21 protein-coding genes are annotated in these 22,868 nt (G+C 55.0%); 18 read left to right on the plus strand and 3 right to left on the minus strand.

Features of this window, described 5'->3' with window-relative positions:
* Positions 1 to 11: 11 nt before the first annotated feature.
* The 4 genes from AOY24_RS10505 (at position 12) to flgL (ending at position 4,727) form a co-directional block, all read left to right on the plus strand.
* Entirely contained in the window at positions 12 to 1,109 is a 1,098-nt protein-coding gene (locus tag AOY24_RS10505; protein WP_043000997.1) for a flagellar basal body P-ring protein FlgI, read from the plus strand.
* Entirely contained in the window at positions 1,109 to 2,059 is a 951-nt protein-coding gene (gene flgJ, locus AOY24_RS10510; RefSeq protein WP_044258015.1) for a flagellar assembly peptidoglycan hydrolase FlgJ, read from the plus strand. Before AOY24_RS10505 ends, flgJ begins: the two co-directional genes overlap by 1 nt.
* Before the next feature lie 65 nt (positions 2,060 to 2,124).
* Positions 2,125 to 3,759, plus strand: coding sequence for a flagellar hook-associated protein FlgK (gene flgK, locus AOY24_RS10515; RefSeq protein WP_044258013.1), 1,635 nt, complete (start codon positions 2,125 to 2,127; stop codon positions 3,757 to 3,759).
* A 14-nt stretch (positions 3,760 to 3,773) separates the two neighbouring features.
* Positions 3,774 to 4,727 carry a flagellar hook-associated protein FlgL gene (gene flgL, locus AOY24_RS10520; RefSeq protein WP_043000994.1) on the plus strand — a complete coding sequence of 318 codons (954 nt, stop codon included), beginning with the start codon at positions 3,774 to 3,776 and terminating at the stop codon, positions 4,725 to 4,727.
* Between the two features lie 83 nt (positions 4,728 to 4,810).
* Here flgL and AOY24_RS10525 read toward each other — a convergent pair whose 3' ends face one another.
* Positions 4,811 to 6,004 carry an MFS transporter gene (locus tag AOY24_RS10525; RefSeq protein ID WP_054176595.1) on the minus strand — a complete coding sequence of 398 codons (1,194 nt, stop codon included), beginning with the start codon at positions 6,002 to 6,004 and terminating at the stop codon, positions 4,811 to 4,813.
* Between the two features lie 110 nt (positions 6,005 to 6,114).
* Here AOY24_RS10525 and AOY24_RS10530 point away from each other — a divergent pair, with 110 nt between their 5' ends.
* Positions 6,115 to 7,050, plus strand: a complete 936-nt coding sequence (locus AOY24_RS10530) for a LysR family transcriptional regulator (protein WP_054176596.1) — start codon at positions 6,115 to 6,117, stop codon at positions 7,048 to 7,050.
* A 39-nt stretch (positions 7,051 to 7,089) separates the two neighbouring features.
* Here AOY24_RS10530 and rne read toward each other — a convergent pair whose 3' ends face one another.
* Positions 7,090 to 10,380 (minus strand): ribonuclease E, encoded by a 3,291-nt coding sequence (gene rne, locus AOY24_RS10535; RefSeq protein ID WP_054176597.1) that lies wholly within the window; start codon positions 10,378 to 10,380, stop codon positions 7,090 to 7,092.
* 573 nt (positions 10,381 to 10,953) lie between these two features.
* On the opposite strand from rne, the gene rluC reads away from it, so the two are divergent.
* Positions 10,954 to 11,907, plus strand: a complete 954-nt coding sequence (rluC, locus tag AOY24_RS10540) for a 23S rRNA pseudouridine(955/2504/2580) synthase RluC (protein WP_054176598.1) — start codon at positions 10,954 to 10,956, stop codon at positions 11,905 to 11,907.
* Positions 11,908 to 11,998: 91 nt separating this feature from the next.
* Here the strand turns inward: rluC and AOY24_RS10545 are convergent, their stop codons facing one another.
* A complete protein-coding gene (locus tag AOY24_RS10545) occupies positions 11,999 to 12,583 on the minus strand; it encodes a nucleoside triphosphate pyrophosphatase (RefSeq protein WP_054176599.1) in 585 nt (194 codons plus the stop codon).
* A gap of 197 nt (positions 12,584 to 12,780) precedes the next feature.
* Here AOY24_RS10545 and yceD point away from each other — a divergent pair, with 197 nt between their 5' ends.
* The 12 genes from yceD to holB all read left to right on the plus strand — a co-directional run bounded on the left by yceD (position 12,781) and on the right by holB (position 22,866).
* Entirely contained in the window at positions 12,781 to 13,302 is a 522-nt protein-coding gene (yceD, locus tag AOY24_RS10550) for a 23S rRNA accumulation protein YceD (RefSeq protein ID WP_043000987.1), read from the plus strand.
* A gap of 16 nt (positions 13,303 to 13,318) precedes the next feature.
* Positions 13,319 to 13,492, plus strand: coding sequence for a 50S ribosomal protein L32 (rpmF, locus tag AOY24_RS10555; protein WP_000290727.1), 174 nt, complete (start codon positions 13,319 to 13,321; stop codon positions 13,490 to 13,492).
* A 146-nt stretch (positions 13,493 to 13,638) separates the two neighbouring features.
* Positions 13,639 to 14,715, plus strand: coding sequence for a phosphate acyltransferase PlsX (plsX, locus tag AOY24_RS10560; protein ID WP_046402096.1), 1,077 nt, complete (start codon positions 13,639 to 13,641; stop codon positions 14,713 to 14,715).
* Positions 14,716 to 14,792: 77 nt separating this feature from the next.
* The gene (gene fabH / locus AOY24_RS10565; protein ID WP_043000985.1) at positions 14,793 to 15,746 is read left to right on the plus strand and encodes a beta-ketoacyl-ACP synthase III; all 954 of its coding nucleotides are present in this window, start codon (positions 14,793 to 14,795) and stop codon (positions 15,744 to 15,746) included.
* A 15-nt stretch (positions 15,747 to 15,761) separates the two neighbouring features.
* Positions 15,762 to 16,691: an ACP S-malonyltransferase gene (gene fabD / locus AOY24_RS10570; protein ID WP_043000984.1), complete on the plus strand. Its 930-nt coding sequence runs from the start codon at positions 15,762 to 15,764 to the stop codon at positions 16,689 to 16,691.
* 12 nt (positions 16,692 to 16,703) lie between these two features.
* Positions 16,704 to 17,438: a 3-oxoacyl-ACP reductase FabG gene (gene fabG / locus AOY24_RS10575; RefSeq protein ID WP_042319622.1), complete on the plus strand. Its 735-nt coding sequence runs from the start codon at positions 16,704 to 16,706 to the stop codon at positions 17,436 to 17,438.
* A 277-nt stretch (positions 17,439 to 17,715) separates the two neighbouring features.
* A complete protein-coding gene (acpP, locus tag AOY24_RS10580) occupies positions 17,716 to 17,952 on the plus strand; it encodes an acyl carrier protein (protein WP_000103754.1) in 237 nt (78 codons plus the stop codon).
* A gap of 86 nt (positions 17,953 to 18,038) precedes the next feature.
* Positions 18,039 to 19,280, plus strand: a complete 1,242-nt coding sequence (gene fabF / locus AOY24_RS10585) for a beta-ketoacyl-ACP synthase II (protein ID WP_043000983.1) — start codon at positions 18,039 to 18,041, stop codon at positions 19,278 to 19,280.
* Between the two features lie 119 nt (positions 19,281 to 19,399).
* Complete coding sequence (pabC, locus tag AOY24_RS10590) at positions 19,400 to 20,209, plus strand: aminodeoxychorismate lyase (protein WP_043000982.1); 810 nt, start codon at positions 19,400 to 19,402, stop codon at positions 20,207 to 20,209.
* A 2-nt stretch (positions 20,210 to 20,211) separates the two neighbouring features.
* Positions 20,212 to 21,234: a cell division protein YceG gene (gene yceG, locus AOY24_RS10595; RefSeq protein WP_054176600.1), complete on the plus strand. Its 1,023-nt coding sequence runs from the start codon at positions 20,212 to 20,214 to the stop codon at positions 21,232 to 21,234.
* Complete coding sequence (tmk, locus tag AOY24_RS10600; protein ID WP_043000980.1) at positions 21,224 to 21,865, plus strand: dTMP kinase; 642 nt, start codon at positions 21,224 to 21,226, stop codon at positions 21,863 to 21,865. Before yceG ends, tmk begins: the two co-directional genes overlap by 11 nt.
* The gene (gene holB, locus AOY24_RS10605) at positions 21,862 to 22,866 is read left to right on the plus strand and encodes a DNA polymerase III subunit delta' (protein WP_044266009.1); all 1,005 of its coding nucleotides are present in this window, start codon (positions 21,862 to 21,864) and stop codon (positions 22,864 to 22,866) included. The genes tmk and holB overlap by 4 nt, the downstream gene beginning before the upstream one ends.
* The last annotated feature ends 2 nt before the right edge of the window (positions 22,867 to 22,868 follow it).

Raw genomic sequence — 22,868 nt, forward strand, 5'->3', positions numbered from 1 at the left:
CGAGGTCTCCCATGTTGAAATCTGTAGTTGGACTGGTTCTGGTCCTCGTCGCCACGCTGGCGCATGCCGATCGTATCCGCGATCTGACCAGCGTGCAGGGCGTGCGCGAAAACTCGCTCATTGGCTACGGCCTGGTGGTGGGGCTGGACGGGACCGGTGACCAGACCACCCAGACGCCATTTACCACCCAGACCCTGAACAACATGCTCTCGCAGTTGGGTATTACCGTACCGACCGGGACGAACATGCAGTTGAAAAACGTCGCGGCGGTCATGGTAACCGCCTCCTTCCCGGCCTTTGGTCGTCAGGGACAAACCATTGACGTAGTGGTGTCTTCGCTGGGGAACGCGAAAAGTCTGCGCGGGGGGACGCTGCTGATGACGCCGTTGAAAGGGGTCGACAGCCAGGTGTATGCGCTGGCGCAGGGCAACATTTTAGTTGGCGGCGCCGGGGCGTCTGCGGGCGGCAGCAGCGTGCAGGTGAACCAGCTTAACGGCGGACGGATCACCAACGGGGCGACAATCGAGCGCGAGTTGCCCAGCCAGTTCGGCGCGGGTAATACGCTAAACCTGCAACTGAATAATGAAGACTTCACCATGGCGCAGCAGATTGCTGACACCATCAACCGGTCACGCGGCTTTGGCAGCGCCACCGCACTGGATGCGCGCACGATTCAGGTCCGCGTACCGAGCGGCAACAGCTCTCAGGTGCGCTTCCTGGCGGATATTCAGAACATGGAAGTGAACGTGACGCCACAGGATGCAAAAGTGGTGATCAACTCACGTACCGGTTCGGTGGTGATGAACCGCGAAGTGACGCTGGATAGCTGTGCTGTAGCGCAGGGGAATCTCTCCGTGACCGTTAACCGTCAGGCTAATGTCAGTCAACCGGATACGCCGTTTGGCGGGGGGCAGACGGTAGTAACACCGCAAACGCAAATCGATCTGCGTCAGAGCGGCGGTTCGCTGCAAAGCGTTCGTTCCAGCGCCAATCTGAACAACGTGGTCCGTGCGCTGAATGCGCTGGGGGCGACGCCGATGGATCTGATGTCAATTCTGCAGTCGATGCAGAGCGCCGGTTGCTTACGCGCGAAACTGGAAATCATCTGATGATTAGCGACAGCAAACTGATGGCCAGCGCCGCCTGGGATGCGCAATCGCTGAATGAATTGAAGGCGAAAGCCGGTCAGGATCCGGCGGCGAATATCCGCCCGGTGGCCCGCCAGGTGGAAGGCATGTTCGTCCAGATGATGCTGAAAAGCATGCGTGAAGCGCTGCCAAAAGATGGCGTCTTCAGCAGCGATCAAACGCGTCTGTATACCAGCATGTATGACCAGCAGATTGCGCAGCAGATGACCGCCGGAAAAGGTCTGGGGCTGGCGGAAATGATGGTCAAACAGATGACGCAGGGGCAGGCGCAGCCTACGGAAGAAACGCCGCAGGTGCCGATGAAGTTCCCGCTGGAAACGGTGACCAGTTACCAGAACCAGGCGCTGACGCAACTGGTGCGTAAAGCGATGCCGAAAACACCGCAGAGCAATGACGAACCGCTCTCCGGCGACAGCAAAGACTTCCTGGCGCAACTGTCGCTGCCGGCCCGTCTGGCCAGTGAGCAGAGCGGCGTGCCGCATCACCTGATTCTGGCGCAGGCGGCGCTGGAGTCCGGCTGGGGGCAGCGGCAGATTCGCCGGGAAAACGGCGAGCCGAGTTTCAACCTGTTTGGCGTGAAGGCCTCGGGTAACTGGAAGGGGCCGGTGACGGAAATCACCACGACCGAATATGAAAACGGCGAAGCGAAAAAGGTGAAGGCCAAATTCCGCGTGTACAGCTCGTACCTTGAAGCGTTGTCAGATTACGTCGGTCTGCTGACCCGCAATCCACGCTATGCGGCGGTGACCACGGCGGTTACCGCGGAACAGGGCGCGCAGGCACTGCAAAGCGCCGGTTATGCCACCGACCCGAACTATGCGCGTAAATTGACCAGTATGATCCAACAGCTGAAGTCGATGAGCGAGAAGGTGAGCAACGCCTACAACACGAATCTCGACAATCTCTTCTAAATGGCTCAAGTCCTGTGACCTGCTGCCGATAATAATCTGTAACTGAAGGATTAAAAGGAACTTCCATGTCCAGCTTGATTAATAACGCCATGAGCGGGCTGAGCGCGGCTCAGGCGGCGCTGAATACTGCCAGTAACAACATTTCCAGCTATAACGTTGCGGGCTATACCCGTCAGACGACCATTATGGCGCAAGCCAATAGCACGCTGGGTGCCGGCGGTTGGGTGGGCAATGGTGTTTATGTTTCCGGTGTACAGCGCGAATATGATTCGTTCATCACCAATCAACTGCGCGCGGCGCAGAACCAGAGTAGCGGGTTGACGACCCGTTATGAGCAGATGTCCAAAATCGACAACCTGCTGGCCAGCAAAACCAGCTCTGTCTCCTCGTCCATGCAGGATTTTTTCACCAGCCTGCAAACGCTGGTGAGTAACGCCGAAGACCCGGCGGCGCGCCAGACGCTGATAGGCAAAGCCAATGGGCTGGTTAACCAGTTCAAAACGACCGACCAGTATCTGCGCGATCAGGACAAGCAGGTCAATATCGCGATTGGTTCCAGCGTCGATCAGATCAACAACTACAGTAAGCAGATTGCCAGCCTGAACGACCAGATCTCGCGTCTGACCGGTGTAGGTGCCGGGGCATCGCCGAATAACCTGCTTGATCAGCGCGACCAGTTGGTCAGTGAGCTGAACAAAATTGTCGGCGTGGAAGTCAGCGTTCAGGACGGCGGCACCTATAACATCACGATGGCGAACGGCTATTCACTGGTGCAGGGAAGTAATGCCCGTCAGCTAGCGGCGGTACAGTCGCAGTCCGACCCTTCACGAATCACCGTTGCCTATGTCGATTCCATCGCGGGAAACATCGAAATTCCGGAAAAACTGATCACGACCGGTTCGCTCGGTGGTCTGCTGACCTTCCGTTCCCAGGATCTGGATCAGACGCGCAACACGCTGGGACAACTGGCGCTGGCGTTCGCCGATGCGTTTAACCAGCAGCACCGCGAAGGGTATGATGCGAACGGCAAAAATAATGTCGATTTCTTTAGCATCGGCGACCCGGCTGTGTATGGAAATAGCAAGAATACCGGCAGCATCAGCGCGACCGTTAAAACCGCCTCAGAGGTTCAGGCGACTGACTATAAAGTGGTTTATGACGGAGCGAAATGGCAGGTGACGCGTCTTGCGGATAACACCTCTTTTGAAGCGACCGAAAACGCGGGCAAACTGACCTTTGATGGCCTGGAGATTAACATCGATGTTGGCCCTGCTAAAAATGACAGCTTCATCGTCAAGCCGGTCAGCGACGCCATCATCAATATGGGCGTTCTGGTGACCAACGAATCGCAAATTGCGATGGCGAAGGACGCAACGGCCGGTGAAAGCGACAACCGTAATGGTCAGGCATTGCTGGATTTGCAAAAGGACAGCACAACGGTAGGTGGTTCAAAATCGTTTAACGACGCCTACGCTACGCTGGTCAGCAACGTGGGCAGCAAAACCGCAACGCTGAAAACCAGCAGCACCACCCAGGGCAACGTGGTGACGCAGTTGAGCAATCAGCAACAGTCCATTTCCGGCGTTAACCTTGACGAAGAGTACGGCAACCTGCAACGCTTCCAGCAGTATTACCTGGCCAATGCCCAGGTGTTGCAAACCGCCAACTCTCTGTTTGATGCACTGCTGAGTATTCGCTAAGGGAGCAGGAAACGATGCGTATCAGTACCCAAATGATGTACCAGCAGAACATGCGCGGTATCACCAATTCCCAGGCGGAGTGGATGAAATACGGTGAGCAGATGTCGACAGGGAAGCGGGTAATCAATCCGTCTGACGATCCTATCGCCGCATCCCAGGCCGTGGTGTTGTCACAGGCGCAGTCGGAGAACAGCCAGTTCGCCCTGGCGAGGACTTTCGCCACGCAGAAGGTTTCGCTGGAAGAGAACGTGTTAAACCAGGTGACGACGGCGATACAAAGCGCACAAGAAAAAATCGTCAGCGCCGGTAACGGAACGCTGAGTGATGATGACCGCGCCTCGCTGGCGACGGACTTACAGGGTATCCGCGATCAGTTGATGAACCTGGCAAACAGTACCGACGGTAACGGTCGCTATATTTTTGCCGGTTATAAAACGGAAACGGCTCCGTTTGCTCAGGCTGACGGTACTTACAACGGCGGTACGGAGAACATCACTCAGCAGGTGGATGCCTCCCGTTCGATGACCATCGGCCACACCGGCAACAAAATTTTCGACAAGATCACCAGTAATGCGGTTCCGGAACCGAACAACGGGACGTCCGAAACCAACCTGTTCAAAATGCTGGATTCGGCGATTGCCTCATTGAATTCCCCTGTGGGTGACGATGCGACGTTGAAAGAACAGGCAAAAGCGGTGATTGATAAAACCAACCGTGGTCTGAAAAACTCGCTTAATAATGTACTGAGTGTGCGTGCGGAACTGGGGACGCAACTGAAGGAACTGGAGAGTCTGGACTCGCTGGGCACCGATCGCGCACTAGGACAAACGCAGCAGATGAGTAATCTGGTGGATGTGGACTGGAACGCGGCCATTTCATCGTACGTCATGCAGCAGGCGGCGCTCCAGGCCTCTTATAAAGCCTTTACCGATATGCAGGGGATGTCGCTATTCCAGCTCAACCGCTAATACCGATTTGAAACATATCATGAAACTGGGTATGTTTTATCTGCCCGCTCCCTCTCACCCCGGAGCGGGCATTTTTTTGTCGGTTACACGCTAACCCTCAGAGGGGCAGAGGAACGCTTTCCCGCCAGTCTGATGATCAGCGCAAGGGTGCCACTGAGGGTGGCCAGCGTGACGACGCCTTGCCAGTTTGCCAGCGCATACACCTGACTGCCGAGCACCGAGCCCAGCGCCATGCCAATGAATATGACGCTGAACAGTAGTGCATTCAGACGCCCCCTGGCCTGCGGTTCGAGGCTATAGACCAGATTCTGGTGCGCCACCAGGCTCGATTGCAGTCCCAGGTCAAAGCCGACGGCGGAGAGCGCAATCAGCAACCACTGCGCGTGCACGGGCAACGCGGGTAACAGGAACATCAGCGCAAAAGAAACGGTCACCAGCAATGCCCCCAGTTGCGTCACTTTTTCTGCGCCTATCTTATCTGCCAGATGACCGGCCAACGGTGCAGCCAGCGCTCCGGCAGCCCCGGCGATACCAAATGCCCCCGCGGCGGCGCTGCCCATCTGATAGTTTTCTGCCAGCATCACGGCCAGCGTTGACCAGAACGCACTGAACGCGACGGACAGAAAACCTTGCGCCAGGGCGGCACAACGTAGTGCCGGGTAGCGACACCATAACTGCGCCAGGCTCACCATCAGTGCGGGATAACTCAGCGTGGAATGGGCTGTAAATGCGGGCAGGACTTTCCACAACAATACGCCGACAAGGGCAATACTGAGCGCGGCGAGTTGATACATTTCCCGCCAGCCAAAGGCTTCTCCGACCAGACCACTCACGGTGCGTGACAATAAAATGCCCAGCAGCAGGCCGGTCATCACTGTCCCGACCGTTTTTCCCTGTTTGCCCTCTGGGGCGAGAATCGCCGCCGCCGGGACGATATCCTGCGCCATCGTCGCCGCCATCCCCAGCAACAGACTTACGGTCAGTAGAGAATGCACCTGGCCTGTGACGCTACAGGCCAGCAGCAACAGGGCGAGCGCGGCGCTTTTCATCAGAATGAGCCAGCGCCGATCGTAACGGTCGCCGAGCGGCAATAAGAACAGGATCCCCAACGCATAACCGGCCTGCGTTAACGTGGGCACCAGTCCCATGCCGGTGATGCTGAGCGCCAAATCGGCCCCCATTAGCGGTAACAACGGTTGTGCATAGTAGATGGCGGCAACGCTGAAGCCTGCGCCCAGCGCCAGAACAAAGATCAGCCAACGAGACGGTGTGTGCATTTCAAAATCCTCAATCACAGGTGTGAGGCTATTTTTCTCTGAATGGCGGTGGTCTGGTAGTCAGCGATGTGGTAAAACGATTATACGTAAAGCGTATGAGCATCGAATGAATGAAAAAGAATGAGCGTATAGACAGGGTGGAACTGATGCGAACGTTTGTGCGCATCGTGGAGGCCGGATCGTTGTCAGCTGCCGCTCGTCAGTTGAACACGACCCAGGCGACAATCAGTCGGCGGTTGCAGTCGCTGGAGGCGATGCTGGGGGTAAAACTGGTCTTACGTACCACGCACGCCATGAAGCTAACGGACGACGGCGAGCGCGGATACCAGCACGCCAAACATATCATTGACGCCTGGCTGGCACTGGAGGACGGACTCAACGTCACGGAAGATGAGCCCGTCGGGACATTGCGGGTGCGGGCTCCGCATGCTTTTGGTCAGCAGCAGCTCCTCACGCCGTTACTGCACTTTTTAGCGCGCTACCCCAATCTGTCGGTGGAGTGGATGCTCAACGATAAAACGGTCGATTTTCTCAGCGACAATATCGACTGCGCGATCCGCGTGGGCGCGGAGGTCGATCCGGCAACGGTTTCGGTGCTGCTAGCGGAAGTGCCGCGTAGCGTGGTCGCTTCACCGGCGCTGCTGGCGCAATTTGCAACGATCGCGGTGCCAGAACAGCTATCGTCGCTGCCCTGGATTGCCGTCAACACCTTCTATCAACACAACGTCTCACTTAGCCATCAGCACAGTCGGGAACCGGTGACCTTTCCGATCACGCCGCGACTGAGTACCGACAGTATCTACGTAGCGCGCAATGCAGCGCTGGCGGGGTTAGGCGTGGTGGTGGTGTCAAGCTGGACGGTGACCGAGGATATCGCGCAAGGACGACTCGTCGAGCTGGTTCCTGACTGGCAGGCCGCACCTTTGCCAGTACACCTGGTCTATCCCTGGGCGCGTTATTATCCCACTCGCCTGCGTAAGTTTCTGGAATTGATGAAAAAGGTGTTGCCGGAACTGGCGGGAATGCGCCGACCTGAAGGGGAATAAAAAAGCCGACCCTGAGGTCGGCTTTTTACGCTATCGATTTTACTCGACAGGCTGAGGACGAGTCGGTCCAGCAGAGGCACTGTGCGAGGCAGTGTGACCACCTGCGGCGCCTTTGCCATCAAAGGCGAAAGCAGGGCGCTGCCAGTCACTGTGGCGTGGCGCTTCAGGCACATATTCCGGCGCTGGCGCACGGGTCATCGGTGCGGTTGCGTGGCTGTGCTCAGCAACTGATTCTGCCACGACTGGCGCTGCGACTTCTGCGATCGGTGCAACGACAACGGGTTCGGATACTGGCGCAGGCGCTGTGGGTGCTTCAACGATCACTGGCGCTGCAACCGGTTCTGCAATGACTTCAGGCTCCGCAACCACTTCAGGCTCAACGGCGACAGGTTCAGCCGCAACCACGTCAGGCACGGCAGTCACTGTTTCAGGCTCGACCGTAACCACGTCTGGTGTCTCTTCAACGACCGGAGCAGTTTCCTGCGTTTCAGCGACAGGTTCTGCCTGAGCGGCAACCTCTTCGGCGACCGGCACATCGGCGTCGGCAATCACCTGCGGCTGTTCAACCACCGGGGCGGCAATAACTTCCGGATGCGTCGTTTCAACCACGGCCTCAGCCTGAACCGGCGCTTCTGCTACCGTTTCAACGACAGTTTCAACGGCGGGTTCAACTGCGGCAACAGCTTCAACGGCGGCTGCCACGGCTTGCGGTTCGGTCACAACAGGCTGGGCCTGTACCTGTTCGATTTCCTGTGCTTCTGGCTGCGCATCCTGAGGACGGGCTACCGGGTAGCGGATCCACACTTTGCCGGACGCCATTTCTGGCGAGGCGCAGGCGACAGTCAGCGGCATCGGCGACTGCAGTGGGTAACGTTCGTCACGATAACGACGACGACGCTGGCCGCTCACACGCAGATGACGTGGGGAACGACGCGAACGACGCGGCATACCGGCGTTATCACGTGCTTCACCATTGTCATCCTGCTCTGGGGTTGCTTCTGTCACGACAGGCAGCGGCACTTTCACCAGTTCAGTGCTTTGCGCTGGCGCAGCCTGTGCTGCAACTGGTGCGACAACGTTCTCTTCCGTGGTGGCGGTTTCTACCTCTGCCACTTCTGAGGCCTGGTCGTGGTAACGAACTTTCTGGTTCAGCTGACGCTGTTTACGGCGCGGCTGAGCCTGACGAACGCGCTCTTCCTGTTCGGTCTCTGGAGTCTGCTGCTCATCAAGATTCAGCGCTTTTACTTCCTGCTGAGCCTGACGTTTATCATCACTGCGACGGCGGTTACGTTCGCGACGTGGCTGCTGCTGCTCATCACCAGACTTTGCTTTATCCGCTACGTCGGTCGCTTGCTGACGGTTATCACGGTTTTCGGCATTCTGCTGCGCATTACGGCGGTTACGGCGATTCTCGTCGCGGTTCTCGCCATTTTCTGAACGTTCGCCACGGTTATCGCGGTTGTCACGACGTTCGTTGCGATCGTTACGGTCACGACGGTTGTTCTGGCGTTTACGGCGATCCTGCTGACGCTCTGGCTTCTCCGCGGCTTTCGGCGCAGGCTGCTCGGCAGGTTTCACTTCTTCACTACCGCTGAACAGCGATTTCAGTGCGCCAAAGAAACGGCTCAGCAGCCCCGGCTCTGCCGGAGCGGCTGGCGCAACGGCGGCCTTCGGCGCAGCGGCTTTCACTGGCGGTTCGGCAGGCGTTGGCGCAGGCGGAACTTCTGGCATGGCGAAGGTGGCAAGAGCGGGCTGCTCAGGACGTTTACGCTCGGCGAACTCTTCTTCAGACGGTAACGCCATCGCTTCTTCATGTAGCTTCGGCAGCATGTAGCTCAGAGTCGGCGTCTCTTCACCTTTACGCACGCGCAGTACGGAGTAGTGCGGTGTCTCCATTTGATCGTTAGGTACGATCACGCAACGCACGCCATCCTGTCGGGTTTCAATCGCATTAACGGCAGTACGTTTTTCGTTGAGCAGATAGGAGGCAATTGGCACTGGGACAATCGCGTGGACTTCCTGAGTATTCTCTTTCAGCGCTTCTTCTTCAATCAGACGCAGAATAGACAGGGACAGCGACTCGTTATCACGCACGGTGCCGGTACCGCTACAGCGTGGGCAGACGTGATGGCTGGACTCGCCCAGCGACGGGCTCAGGCGCTGACGGGACATTTCCAGCAGGCCGAAGCGTGAAATATGGCTGATCTGGATACGCGCACGATCCTGGCGGACCGCTTCACGCAGACGGTTTTCCACCGCACGCTGATGGCGTACCGGGGTCATATCAATGAAGTCGATAACGATCAGGCCGCCGAGGTCACGCAGGCGCAACTGACGGGCGATCTCATCGGCCGCTTCCAGGTTAGTGTTGAACGCCGTTTCTTCAATATCGCCGCCGCGGGTTGCGCGAGCGGAGTTAATGTCGATGGCGGTTAACGCTTCGGTGCTGTCGATAACGATAGAGCCGCCGGAAGGCAGACGCACTTCACGCTGGAACGCGGATTCAATCTGCGACTCGATCTGATAGTGGCTGAACAGCGGGATTTCACCGGTGTAAAGTTTGATTTTGCTGCTGAAATCCGGACGACCTAACGCCGCAATATGCTGGCGCGCCAGTTCGAGCACTTTCGGGTTATCGATAAGGATTTCACCGATATCCTGACGCAGATAGTCGCGGAAGGCGCGAACAATCACGTTGCTCTCCTGATGGATCAGGAACGGAGCAGGGCGGCTTTCCGCGGCTTTCTGAATGGCTTCCCAGTGTTTCAGACGGAAGCTTAAGTCCCACTGCAGCGCTTCGGCAGATTTGCCTACGCCCGCAGTACGTACAATAAGACCCATGCCATCAGGCAGTTCAAGGCTTGCCAGCGCTTCTTTCAGCTCGGTACGGTCGTCGCCTTCGATGCGACGAGAGATACCCCCCGCACGCGGGTTGTTTGGCATCAGAACCAGATAGCTGCCCGCCAGGCTGATAAAAGTGGTCAGGGCAGCGCCTTTGTTGCCACGTTCTTCTTTATCAATCTGAACAATAACTTCCTGGCCTTCGCGCAGCACATCTTTGATGTTTGGACGACCATGAGCGTTGTAATTAGCGGGGAAATATTCGCGGGCAATTTCTTTTAACGGGAGGAAACCGTGACGTTCAGCGCCGTAATCAACAAAAGCCGCTTCCAGACTCGGTTCAATACGGGTAATTTTGCCTTTATAGATGTTCGCTTTTTTCTGTTCATGTCCAGGACTTTCAATATCCAGGTCGTACAGACGCTGCCCATCTACAAGGGCAACACGCAACTCTTCCTGCTGAGTTGCGTTGATTAACATTCTTTTCATCGTAACTTACTCATTATTCTTACATTGACGACTAAGCTGCGGGCAGAGTATTGCCTTTCCGGGTGTGAACCGATGGCCTCGTGTCTATTCGCGTCGCCAACCTCACGGTTATCGTCAGCTCAAAGAGGCGCAGAGTGTCGGTTGCCTGCATTTCATACGGAAACGCAGCGCAATTATCAGGGGAACCGCCTGGGTATTACTCTCCAGAGAAGATCCGATCTACCGGTAAGGACTGCAACCCGCAGCCCGCTAACTGTCTGAAAGATCAATACGTCTTACGCCATTGCTGCGTGGATGATCGTCCGGACAAAATTGGGTCTTTCCGTAAAATTCCTTGTTTTAACAAGATTCAGCACGGAAGCGGTGACATTATTCCACTGCTAACCTTGTTATAGCAAGATGACTTTTACCATTTATCACCCGCTTACTCACAGTTTTTTCACTTATGCGCGGTGATTGGTTTAATAACCACCAAATCAGTCATGAAACACGTGAGTGACGAAGGATAAAGATAAATATAAGCATAGAAAAATGAGTGGCGCTAATCCTTGTGGCTATTTAGAATCGGCCCCCATGAAAACAGAGACTCCATCCGTAAGAATTGTTGCTATTACTGCTGACGAAGCGGGGCAACGCATTGATAATTTTTTGCGCACACAGCTCAAAGGTGTGCCGAAAAGTATGATTTATCGCATTTTGCGTAAAGGCGAAGTGCGGGTGAATAAAAAACGCATCAAACCCGAATACAAACTGGAAGCGGGTGATGAAGTGCGCATTCCGCCGGTTCGCGTGGCGGAGCGTGAAGAAGAGGCCGTTTCGCCGCATCTGCAAAAAGTGGCGGCGCTGGCGGACGTTATCCTTTATGAAGACGACCATATTCTGGTGCTGAACAAGCCGTCGGGAACCGCGGTGCATGGCGGCAGCGGGTTAAGCTTTGGCGTGATTGAAGGGTTACGTGCGCTGCGTCCTGAGGCGCGTTTTCTTGAGCTGGTACACCGTCTTGACCGCGATACGTCGGGCGTGCTGTTGGTCGCGAAGAAACGTTCAGCACTGCGTTCGCTACATGAGCAACTGCGCGAGAAGGGGATGCAAAAAGATTATCTCGCCCTGGTGCGCGGGCAATGGCAGTCGCATGTCAAAACGGTACAGGCACCGTTATTGAAGAACATTCTGCAAAGCGGCGAGCGTATTGTGCGGGTGAATCAGGAAGGCAAACCGTCGGAAACGCGTTTTAAGGTGGAAGAACGTTACGCGTTCGCCACGCTGGTTCGCTGTAGCCCGGTGACGGGCCGCACACACCAGATTCGCGTGCACACTCAGTACGCGGGTCATCCGATTGCTTTTGACGATCGCTACGGTGACCGCGAGTTCGATAAGCAACTGGCAGGGACCGGATTGTCGCGTCTGTTCCTGCATGCAGCAGCATTGAAATTTACCCACCCGGGTACGGGTGAGGTGCTGCGCATTGAAGCGCCGATGGACGACCAACTGAAACGCTGTTTACAGGTGTTACGTAAGCCGGCCTGATGCGCATTTATCGCGCTAAACCTGCCGGATAAGACGTCTACGTCGCCATCCGGCAGGTCTCATTCTCCCGCCTACTGGATAGTGCTATTAATCAGGTTTTCAGCGGGTTCATCTCTTCCCGACGTAACATCTGGCACAGTGCGATCAGCGGTAAACCAATCAGCGTGTTTGGGTCTCGCCCCTCTAAGCGCTCAAAGAGCGCAATCCCCAGACCTTCGCTTTTAAAACTCCCTGCGCAGTGCAGCGGGCGTTCTTTACGCACGTAGTCTTCAATTTCCGCTTCACTGAGATGGCGGAAGTGAACGTCAAAGGGTTCCACCTCGGTCTGTAAATGTCCCGTCGCGGAGTTATACAGCGCCAGACCGGTATAGAACGTAATGATATTGCCGCTGGCTTTGGCTAACTGTTGGCAGGCTTTCTCTTCTGTTAAGGGCTTACCGGCGATTTCGCCATCCAGTACGCATACCTGATCGGAACCAATAATAAGATGAGACGGAAAGCGGTGAGCCAGCGATTGCGCTTTCTCTTGCGCCAGTCGGTTGACTAAGTGGCGAGGACTCTCTCCGGGCATCGGCGTTTCGTCAACCTCAGGGGCCGCGCATTCAAAGGGCATCGCCAGTTTTTCCAGCAGGGCGCGGCGCCAGGAAGATGTGGAGGCAAGAATGAGATTAGGCATATTTTTTCCACCAGATATAGCGTATTGATGAGAGCCATTTTAAACTATGCTCTTCGTCCTTCAGGCGTGCCGTTGTGGCGTCTCCTGAGCGAAAATAAGTCTGTAAACCGCAATGTGTGCGAATTATTGGCAAAAGGCAACCGCAGGCTGCCTTTTTCTTTGACTATATGACGTTACAAAGTTAATATGCGCGCCCTATGCAAAAGGTAAAATTACCCCTGACTCTTGATCCGGTTCGTACGGCTCAAAAACGCCTCGATTATGAAGGTATCTATACTTCTGATCTGGTAGAGCGCGTCGCCGATTCTGTAGTCAGTGTGGACAGTGATGTGGAATGCGCCATGTCGTTTGCTATCGATAACCAACGTCTTGCCGTGATTACCGGTGATGCGAAGGTTTCGGTAACGCTCGCATGTCAGCGTTGCGGGAAGCCGTTTCCTCATCATGTTCACACAACGTATTGTTTCAGTCCGGTTCGTTCCGACGAACAGGCTGAAGCACTCCCGGAAGCGTATGAGCCGATTGAGGTTAACGAATTCGGTGAAATCGATCTGCTTGCAATGGTGGAAGATGAAATTATCCTCTCCTTGCCGGTAGTTCCGGTGCATGATTCTGAACACTGTGAAGTGTCCGAGGCGGACATGGTCTTTGGTGAACTGCCTGATGAAGCGCAAAAACCAAACCCATTTGCCGTATTAGCCAGCTTAAAGCGTAAGTAATTGAGGAGTAAGGTCCATGGCCGTACAACAGAATAAACCAACCCGTTCCAAACGTGGCATGCGTCGTTCTCATGACGCTCTGACCGCAGTCACCAGCCTGTCTGTAGACAAAACTTCTGGTGAAAAACACCTGCGTCACCACATCACCGCCGACGGTTACTACCGTGGCCGCAAGGTAATCGCTAAGTAATCACGCGTTACTCAACGAATTTTACGTAGCAGGCAGGCTGTTAATGCCTCTTTCGCGTAAGAAACGAAGAGAAACCGTGTGATGAAGCTTAGTGAGGACATTCCCCGTTGCTGCGGGGAAATACCAAACCAGGCGGCGAAACGACTTTGACACGTCTAACCCTGGCGTTAGATGTCATGGGGGGTGATTTTGGCCCTTCCGTGACAGTGCCTGCAGCATTGCAGGCACTGAATTCTAATTCACAACTCACACTTCTTTTAGTCGGGGATCCCGATACTATCACGCCATTACTTGCTAAAGCTGACTTTGAACAACGTTCGCGTCTGCAGATTATCCCTGCACAGTCAGTTATCGCCAGTGATGCCCGGCCTTCGCAGGCAATCCGCGCCAGTCGCGGGAGCTCAATGCGTGTGGCGCTGGAACTCGTGAAGGAAGGGCGAGCACAAGCCTGCATCAGCGCTGGAAATACCGGTGCGCTGATGGGACTTGCAAAATTATTGCTCAAACCGCTCGACGGTATTGAGCGTCCTGCGCTGGTGACGGTTTTGCCGCATCAGCAGAAAGGGAAGACGGTGGTCCTCGATCTGGGGGCGAACGTCGATTGCGACAGCAAGATGCTGGTGCAATTTGCCATTATGGGCTCGGTGCTTGCGGAAGAAGTGGTCGGTATTAACAACCCTCGTGTGGCCTTGCTCAACATTGGTGAAGAAGAAACCAAGGGGCTCGACAGCATTCGGGATGCCTCTGTGGTGCTAAAAACGATCCCTTCCATCAATTACATCGGCTATCTTGAAGCCAATGAGTTATTGACGGGGAAAACGGATGTGCTGGTATGTGACGGTTTTACAGGCAATGTCACATTAAAGACGATGGAAGGTGTTGTCAGAATGTTCCTTTCACTGCTGAAATCTCAGGGTGAGGGTAAAAAACGGTCGTGGTGGCTGCTGATATTAAAACGTTGGTTACAAAAAAGCCTGGCGAGGCGATTCAGTCACCTCAACCCCGACCAGTATAATGGCGCCTGTCTGTTAGGATTGCGCGGCACGGTGATAAAAAGTCATGGTGCGGCCAATCAGCGAGCGTTTACCGTCGCGATTGAACAGGCAGTGCAGGCGGTGCAGCGACAAGTTCCTCAGCGAATTGCCGCTCGCCTGGAATCTGTATACCCAGCTGGATTTACAATGCTGGATGCTGGTAATGGCGACACATCGCAGCCACACTGATTACGGTGTGGCGTGAGAGCCCCAGCATCTTAGCCGTTGTGATGCGCGGTATATAACCAAAAAGTGACTGAGCGTACATGTATACAAAGATTATTGGTACTGGCAGCTATCTGCCTGAACAGGTGCGGACTAACGCCGATCTGGAAAAAATGGTCGATACGTCTGACGAGTGGATTGTCACCCGTACAGGTATTCGTGAACGCCATATTGCTGCGCCGAATGAAACCGTCTCAACGATGGGTTTTACGGCGGCTCAACGCGCGCTGGAAATGGCGGGCATTGATAAAGAACAGATTGGCTTGATTGTGGTAGCGACCACCTCAGCGACACATGCATTCCCCAGCGCAGCATGCCAGATTCAGAACATGCTGGGCATCAAAGGCTGCCCGGCGTTTGACGTCGCCGCAGCCTGTGCCGGCTTTACTTACGCATTAAGCGTCGCCGACATGTACGTTAAAACGGGTGCGGTCAAATACGCGCTGGTGGTTGGTTCCGATGTTCTGGCCCGCACCTGCGATCCAACCGATCGTGGCACAATCATTATTTTTGGCGATGGTGCCGGTGCCGTGGTACTGAGCGCCTCTGACAAGCCGGGCATCATCTCTACCCATCTGCATGCTGATGGCCGCTATGGCGAACTGCTGACGCTGCCGAATGCCGATCGCGTGAATCCGGAAAATTCGATTCATTTGACGATGGCTGGCAACGAAGTGTTCAAAGTGGCTGTTACCGAACTTGCACACATTGTCGACGAGACACTGGCGGCCAATAACCTGGATCGTTCAGAACTTGACTGGCTGGTTCCGCATCAGGCTAACCTACGTATCATCAGCGCGACGGCCAAAAAACTGGGCATGTCGATGGACAATGTGGTGGTGACTCTGGACAGACACGGCAACACGTCTGCGGCCTCCGTTCCTTGCGCGCTGGATGAAGCCGTGCGTGACGGACGTATCAAAGAAGGTCAGCTTGTGTTGCTTGAAGCCTTTGGCGGTGGATTCACCTGGGGCTCCGCGCTGGTTCGTTTCTAGTATAAGGATTTAAACATGACGCAATTCGCATTTGTGTTCCCTGGACAGGGTTCCCAGACCGTTGGGATGTTAGCCGATATGGCGGCAAGCTATCCCATCGTCGAAGAGACGTTTGCCGACGCTTCTGCGGCGCTGGGCTATGACCTGTGGGCGCTGACTCAACAGGGGCCGGCTGAAGAACTGAACAAGACCTGGCAGACGCAGCCTGCGCTGTTAGCCGCGTCCGTTGCGCTGTATCGCGTCTGGCAACAGCAGGGCGGTAAAGCGCCTGTGCTGATGGCGGGTCATAGCCTTGGTGAATACTCTGCGCTGGTTTGCGCCGGTGTCATTAATTTTGCTGACGCAGTGCGTCTGGTTGAGCTGCGTGGTAAATTCATGCAGGAAGCCGTTCCGGAAGGCACAGGCGGTATGTCTGCTATCATCGGTCTCGATGATGCGTCCATTGCAAAAGCGTGCGAAGAAGCCGCAGAAGGCCAGGTGGTCTCGCCGGTGAACTATAACTCACCGGGACAGGTCGTTATCGCCGGGCATAAAGAAGCCGTTGAGCGTGCTGGTGCCGCCTGTAAAGCCGCCGGTGCAAAACGTGCGCTGCCGTTACCGGTGAGCGTACCGTCTCACTGTGCGCTGATGAAGCCAGCAGCGGAAAAACTGGCAGCAGAATTAGCGAAAATTACCTTTAACGCGCCATCTGTACCGGTTATCAACAACGTGGACGTGAAATGTGAAACTGACGCAGACGCCATTCGCGATGCGTTGGTGCGCCAGTTGTACAGTCCGGTACAGTGGACGAAGAGCGTTGAATTAATGGCGTCTCAGGGGGTCGAGCACCTGTATGAAGTGGGACCAGGTAAAGTGCTTACGGGCCTGACGAAACGTATTGTTGATACCCTGACTGCCTCGGCTCTGAACGAACCGGCGGCAATGTCGGCGGCACTTGCGCAATAAAAGAGGAACACCATGAGTTTTGAAGGAAAAATCGCGCTGGTTACCGGTGCAAGTCGTGGCATTGGCCGCGCAATTGCAGAGACGCTTGTTGCCCGTGGCGCGACCGTTATCGGTACCGCGACCAGCGAAAGTGGCGCTCAGGCCATCAGCGATTACTTAGGTGCTAAAGGTAAAGGTCTGATGTTGAATGTGACTGATCCAGCATCTATCGAATCTGTTCTGGAAAAAATTCGCGCAGAATTTGGTGAAGTGGATATCCTGGTCAATAATGCCGGTATCACACGTGATAACCTGCTGATGCGAATGAAAGATGATGAGTGGAACGATATTCTCGAAACCAATCTTTCATCTGTTTTCCGCCTGTCAAAAGCGGTAATGCGCGCTATGATGAAAAAGCGTCATGGACGTATTATCACTGTCGGTTCTGTGGTTGGTACCATGGGAAATGCGGGTCAGACAAACTACGCTGCGGCGAAAGCGGGTCTGATCGGCTTCAGTAAATCGCTGGCACGCGAAGTTGCGTCCCGCGGTATTACAGTGAACGTTGTTGCTCCGGGCTTTATTGAAACGGACATGACGCGTGCGCTGACTGATGAGCAGCGTGCGGGTACGTTGGCGGCAGTTCCTGCAGGTCGTCTTGGCGATCCGAAAGAGATCGCCAGTGCGGTTGCATTTTTAGCCTCTGACGAAGCAGGTTACATCACGGGTGAGACTTTGCACGTCAACGGCGGGATGTATATGGTTTAACCACGAGATACGCAAAATCATCCAAATTGTATCAAGGCGGCAAGACCGAAAAGCCGGCGAGCATAGATGACTATGTGACCAGAGTTTGAGGATGCAGCCAACACAGAGACAATTTGAAGGATAAAGCGTAGAAAAATATTTGCGTTATTATAGGTCTTGGCCTCAAAATAACGTAAAATCGTGGTAAGACCTGCCGGGATTTAGTTGCAAATTTTTCAACATTTTATACACTACGAAAACCATCGCGAAAGCGAGTTTTGATAGGAAATTTAAGAGTATGAGCACTATCGAAGAACGCGTTAAGAAAATTATCGGCGAACAGCTGGGCGTTAAGCAGGAAGAAGTTACCAACAATGCTTCTTTCGTTGAAGACCTGGGCGCAGATTCTCTTGACACCGTTGAGCTGGTAATGGCTCTGGAAGAAGAGTTTGATACTGAGATTCCGGACGAAGAAGCTGAGAAAATCACCACCGTTCAGGCTGCCATTGATTACATCAACGGCCACCAGGCGTAAGTGAACATCTCCAGGCGGTCATTCGACCGCCTGAGTTTTATCTTTTTGTCCCACTTGAATCAATTATCCCTCCCTGGAGGACAACCGTGTCTAAGCGTCGTGTAGTTGTGACCGGACTGGGCATGTTGTCTCCTGTCGGCAATACCGTAGAGTCTACCTGGAAAGCTCTCCTTGCCGGTCAGAGTGGCATCAGCCTGATCGACCATTTCGATACTAGCGCCTATGCAACGAAATTTGCTGGCTTAGTAAAGGATTTTAACTGTGATGACATTATCTCGCGCAAAGAACAGCGCAAGATGGATGCCTTCATTCAATATGGAATTGTCGCTGGCGTTCAGGCCATGCAGGATTCTGGCCTTGAAGTAACGGAAGAGAACGCATCCCGTATTGGCGCCGCTATTGGCTCCGGTATCGGCGGTCTCGGACTGATTGAAGAAAACCACAGTTCTCTGGTGAACGGTGGACCGCGTAAAATCAGCCCATTCTTCGTTCCGTCGACGATTGTTAACATGGTGGCGGGTCACCTGACCATCATGTATGGCCTGCGTGGGCCAAGCATCTCTATCGCGACCGCCTGCACCTCAGGCGTACATAACATCGGTCATGCCGCGCGTATCATTGCATACGGCGATGCGGACGCGATGGTCGCGGGCGGTGCTGAAAAAGCCAGTACGCCACTGGGCGTAGGCGGCTTTGGCGCAGCACGTGCGTTGTCTACCCGTAACGATAACCCGCAAGCGGCAAGCCGCCCGTGGGACAAAGAGCGAGATGGCTTTGTTCTGGGCGACGGTGCAGGCATGGTGGTACTGGAAGAGTACGAGCATGCTAAAGCGCGCGGCGCAAAAATTTATGCTGAAGTCGTTGGCTTCGGGATGAGCAGTGACGCTTACCACATGACGTCGCCGCCGGAAAACGGCGCTGGTGCTGCCCTGGCGATGGTCAATGCATTGCGTGATGCGGCGATTGAACCTGGCCAGATTGGCTACGTTAACGCCCATGGGACGTCCACGCCGGCAGGCGATAAAGCTGAAGCGCAGGCTGTTAAATCTGTCTTTGGCGATGCGGCAAGCCGTGTGATGGTGAGTTCCACCAAGTCCATGACCGGCCACCTGTTGGGTGCAGCGGGCGCGGTAGAGTCGATTTACTCTATCCTGGCGCTGCGCGATCAGGCTGTTCCGCCAACCATCAACCTGGATAACCCGGATGAAGGTTGCGATCTGGACTTCGTTCCTCACGAAGCGCGTCAGGTCAGCGGAATGGAGTACACGCTGTGTAACTCCTTCGGTTTCGGTGGGACTAACGGTTCATTGATCTTTAAAAAGGTCTGACCGCCGTTCTGCCTTCCTGGTTAAAAGGTCCGCTTGTCGGGCCTTTTTTATTGCGTTTTCTTCCCTTGTCCTGCGCTAACCATCCTGCGACACTAACGGGCCATGCATAAGGAGCCACCATGTTCTTGATCAATGGCCGTGAACAGGAATCTCTTCCCGCAAGCGATCGCGCCATCCAGTTTGGCGATGGCTGCTTTACCACTGCGTGCATTCTCGACGGCACCGTATCGCTGCTGGCGGCGCATTTGCGGCGCTTGCAGGCGGCCTGCGCAACGTTGCTGATTGCCTTTGATGACTGGGATGTGCTTGAGCGCGAAATGACCGTGCTGGCCGCGGGCCATCCACGTGCGGTACTGAAGGTGATTATCAGCCGTGGAAGTGGGGGACGAGGATACAGCGGCGCGCAGTGTCGTGACAGCACCCGCATTCTCTCTGTGTCTGCCTATCCGCAGCATTATGACCGCTGGCGCGAACAGGGGATCACGCTTGCCTTAAGCCCGGTTCGTCTGGGGCGTAACCCTTTGCTCGCGGGCATCAAGCACCTGAACCGGCTCGAACAAGTGCTGATCCGTTCTCATCTTGAGCAGACGGACGCCGAAGAGGCGTTGGTTCTTGACAGTGAGGGTTGGGTTACGGAATGCTGTGCGGCTAATTTATTCTGGCGAAAAGACAATGTGGTCTATACGCCGCGCCTCGATCAGGCGGGAGTGAACGGTATTATGCGACAATTCTGTATCCGGAAACTGGCACAATCGTCTTTTCAGGTTGTCGAAACCCATGCCCGCGAAGCAGCGCTGCAACATGCCGATGAAATGGTGGTCTGCAATGCGCTGATGCCGATTGTACCTGTGCGGGCTTATGGCGCTAACACGTTGTCTTCACGTGTATTATTTCAGTTTCTGGCCCCACTGTGTGAGCATCCGAATTAGTCATGAAAAAAATGTTTCGTGTTGTCCTTTTACTGGTTGTTGTATTGGGCATTGCCGCAGGGGCGGGAATGTGGAAGGTTCGCCATCTTGCGGACAGTAAAATCCTGATCAAAGAAGAGACCATTTTTACCCTTAAGCCGGGTACCGGGCGTCTGGCCCTGGGCGATCAGCTGTATGCGGATCGGATAATTAACCGCCCGCGCGTGTTTCAATGGTTGCTGCGCGTCGAACCAGAACTCTCCCACTTTAAGGCCGGAACCTACCGTTTAACGCCGGGTATGAGCGTCCGCGAGATGCTGCAACTGCTGGAAAGTGGCAAAGAGGCGCAATTCCCACTGCGGCTGGTAGAAGGTATGCGCTTAAGCGACTATCTCAAACAGCTGCGTGATGCGCCGTATATCAAGCATACCCTGAGCGACGATCGCTACGAAACCGTTGCAAAAGCGCTGGGCCTTGAAAGTACGGATGGGCTGGAGGGTTGGTTCTGGCCCGATACCTGGATGTATACCGCCAATACCACGGATGTTGCCTTGCTTAAGCGCGCACATCAGAAAATGGTGAAGGCGGTTGAGCGCGTCTGGGAAGGGCGTGCGGAAGGACTGCCGTATAAAGATCAAAACCAACTGGTGACGATGGCCTCGATTATTGAAAAAGAGACGTCCATTGCCAGCGAGCGCGATCAGGTCGCCTCTGTCTTTATTAACCGCCTGCGGATCGGGATGCGTCTCCAGACCGATCCAACGGTGATTTACGGAATGGGGGAGCGTTATAATGGCAAGATCTCGCGCGCGGACCTGGAAACGCCAACGGCCTATAATACCTACACGATAACAGGACTCCCGCCAGGACCGATTGCGATGCCGGGTGAAGCCTCGCTAAAAGCGGCGGCGCATCCGGCCAAAACGCCGTATCTCTATTTTGTGGCCGATGGTAAAGGCGGTCATACTTTTAATACTAATCTTGCCAGCCATAACCGGTCAGTGCAGGACTATCTGAAAGTGCTTAAGGAAAAAAATGCGCAGTAAGTATATCGTCATCGAGGGGCTGGAAGGCGCCGGAAAAACGACTGCAAAGAATGTTGTGGTTGAGACGCTTGAACAACTCGGTATTCGCGAGATGGTTTTTACCCGCGAGCCGGGCGGTACGCAGCTGGCAGAAAAACTGCGTAGCCTGGTACTGGACATTCGTTCGGTCGGTGACGAAACCATTACCGTAAAAGCCGAAGTGCTGATGTTCTATGCCGCGCGAGTGCAGTTGGTTGAGACGGTCATTAAACCTGCGCTCGCAGAAGGTAAATGGGTAATTGGCGACCGTCATGATCTGTCCACGCAGGCGTATCAGGGTGGTGGTCGCGGGGTCGATCAGCAGATGCTGGCGACGCTTCGTGATGCGGTACTGGGGGATTTCCGCCCGGATTTAACCCTGTACCTCGACGTCACGCCAGAGGTGGGTCTGAAGCGCGCTCGCGCCCGTGGCGAACTGGACCGCATCGAACAGGAATCGTTTGATTTCTTTAATCGTACTCGCGCTCGTTACCTCGAGCTTGCCGCTCAGGATGCCAGTATCCGCACGATTGATGCGACGCAGCCGCTGGATACGGTGATGAGCGATATCCGTACCACCATCACCGAGTGGGTGAAGGAGCAGGGAGAATGAAATGGTATCCATGGTTACGACCTGACTTCGAGAAGCTGGTAGCGAGCTATCAGGCGGGAAGGGGTCACCATGCGTTACTGATTCAAGCCCTACCGGGGATGGGCGACGATGCTTTGATCTATGCGTTGAGCCGCTACTTGCTTTGTCAACAACCGGATGGACATAAAAGCTGTGGCCACTGCCGTGGTTGCCAGTTGATGCAGGCAGGAACGCATCCGGACTACTATTCACTGTTCCCGGAAAAAGGGAAAAGCACGCTGGGCATTGATGCTGTGCGTGAAGTGAGTGAAAAACTGTATGAGCGTGCGCGACTGGGCGGAGCCAAAGTGGTCTGGATCCCGGATGCGGCGTTGATGACTGATGCCGCCGCCAATGCGCTGCTCAAAACGCTGGAAGAACCGCCCGCGCAAACCTGGTTCTTTCTCGCCAGCCGTGAACCCGCGAGGTTACTGGCAACGCTGCGCAGCCGGTGTCGTTTACATCATCTCGCGCCGCCGAGTGAATCATACGCGGTATCGTGGCTTGCACGAGAAGTGACAGCGTCACAAGATGCGTTATTGACTGCGCTGCGCCTGAGTGCCGGTTCTCCGGGGGCGGCGCTGACGCTCCTGGGGTCCGAAAGCTGGTCCCAACGTGACGCGTTGTGTCAGGCGCTGGCGAGCAGCATTCCTGCTGGTGACTGGTACTCATTATTGACGGTGCTTAACCATGAACAGGCGCCTGTCAGACTGCACTGGCTGGCGACGTTAATGATGGATGCGCTTAAACGTCAGCACGGGGCCAGTGTGATGACCAACGCGGATGCCGGGCAACTGATCGCCACGATTGCCGGTCAGCTTTCTCAGACGCGTATTCAGGCAATCCTCAATGCCATCTGCCACTGCCGCGAACAACTGCTTAACGTGACCGGAATAAACCGTGAACTGGTGTTAACCGATCTTCTTTTGCAAATCGAGCATTACCTGCAACCAGGCACTGTGTTGCCTGTTCCCCACCTGTAAGA

It is taken from the genome of Citrobacter sp. CtB7.12, assembly GCF_001297795.1.
GTDB lineage: Bacteria > Pseudomonadota > Gammaproteobacteria > Enterobacterales > Enterobacteriaceae > Citrobacter_A > Citrobacter_A amalonaticus.

Excerpts from the sequence above, each read along its gene's own strand:
- fabD (WP_043000984.1), top strand. The coding sequence starts at position 15,762 with ATGACGCAATTCGCATTTGTGTTCCCTGGACAGGGTTCCCAGACCGTT.
- AOY24_RS10525 (WP_054176595.1), bottom strand. The coding sequence starts at position 6,004 with ATGCACACACCGTCTCGTTGGCTGATCTTTGTTCTGGCGCTGGGCGCA.
- rne (WP_054176597.1), bottom strand. The coding sequence starts at position 10,380 with ATGAAAAGAATGTTAATCAACGCAACTCAGCAGGAAGAGTTGCGTGTT.
- flgL (WP_043000994.1), top strand. The coding sequence starts at position 3,774 with ATGCGTATCAGTACCCAAATGATGTACCAGCAGAACATGCGCGGTATC.
- holB (WP_044266009.1), top strand. The coding sequence starts at position 21,862 with ATGAAATGGTATCCATGGTTACGACCTGACTTCGAGAAGCTGGTAGCG.
- flgK (WP_044258013.1), top strand. The coding sequence starts at position 2,125 with ATGTCCAGCTTGATTAATAACGCCATGAGCGGGCTGAGCGCGGCTCAG.
- pabC (WP_043000982.1), top strand. The coding sequence starts at position 19,400 with ATGTTCTTGATCAATGGCCGTGAACAGGAATCTCTTCCCGCAAGCGAT.
- yceD (WP_043000987.1), top strand. The coding sequence starts at position 12,781 with ATGCAAAAGGTAAAATTACCCCTGACTCTTGATCCGGTTCGTACGGCT.
- AOY24_RS10505 (WP_043000997.1), top strand. The coding sequence starts at position 12 with ATGTTGAAATCTGTAGTTGGACTGGTTCTGGTCCTCGTCGCCACGCTG.
- fabH (WP_043000985.1), top strand. The coding sequence starts at position 14,793 with ATGTATACAAAGATTATTGGTACTGGCAGCTATCTGCCTGAACAGGTG.
- rluC (WP_054176598.1), top strand. The coding sequence starts at position 10,954 with ATGAAAACAGAGACTCCATCCGTAAGAATTGTTGCTATTACTGCTGAC.
- AOY24_RS10545 (WP_054176599.1), bottom strand. The coding sequence starts at position 12,583 with ATGCCTAATCTCATTCTTGCCTCCACATCTTCCTGGCGCCGCGCCCTG.
- AOY24_RS10530 (WP_054176596.1), top strand. The coding sequence starts at position 6,115 with ATGAAAAAGAATGAGCGTATAGACAGGGTGGAACTGATGCGAACGTTT.
- flgJ (WP_044258015.1), top strand. The coding sequence starts at position 1,109 with ATGATTAGCGACAGCAAACTGATGGCCAGCGCCGCCTGGGATGCGCAA.
- rpmF (WP_000290727.1), top strand. The coding sequence starts at position 13,319 with ATGGCCGTACAACAGAATAAACCAACCCGTTCCAAACGTGGCATGCGT.
- yceG (WP_054176600.1), top strand. The coding sequence starts at position 20,212 with ATGAAAAAAATGTTTCGTGTTGTCCTTTTACTGGTTGTTGTATTGGGC.
- tmk (WP_043000980.1), top strand. The coding sequence starts at position 21,224 with ATGCGCAGTAAGTATATCGTCATCGAGGGGCTGGAAGGCGCCGGAAAA.
- fabG (WP_042319622.1), top strand. The coding sequence starts at position 16,704 with ATGAGTTTTGAAGGAAAAATCGCGCTGGTTACCGGTGCAAGTCGTGGC.
- acpP (WP_000103754.1), top strand. The coding sequence starts at position 17,716 with ATGAGCACTATCGAAGAACGCGTTAAGAAAATTATCGGCGAACAGCTG.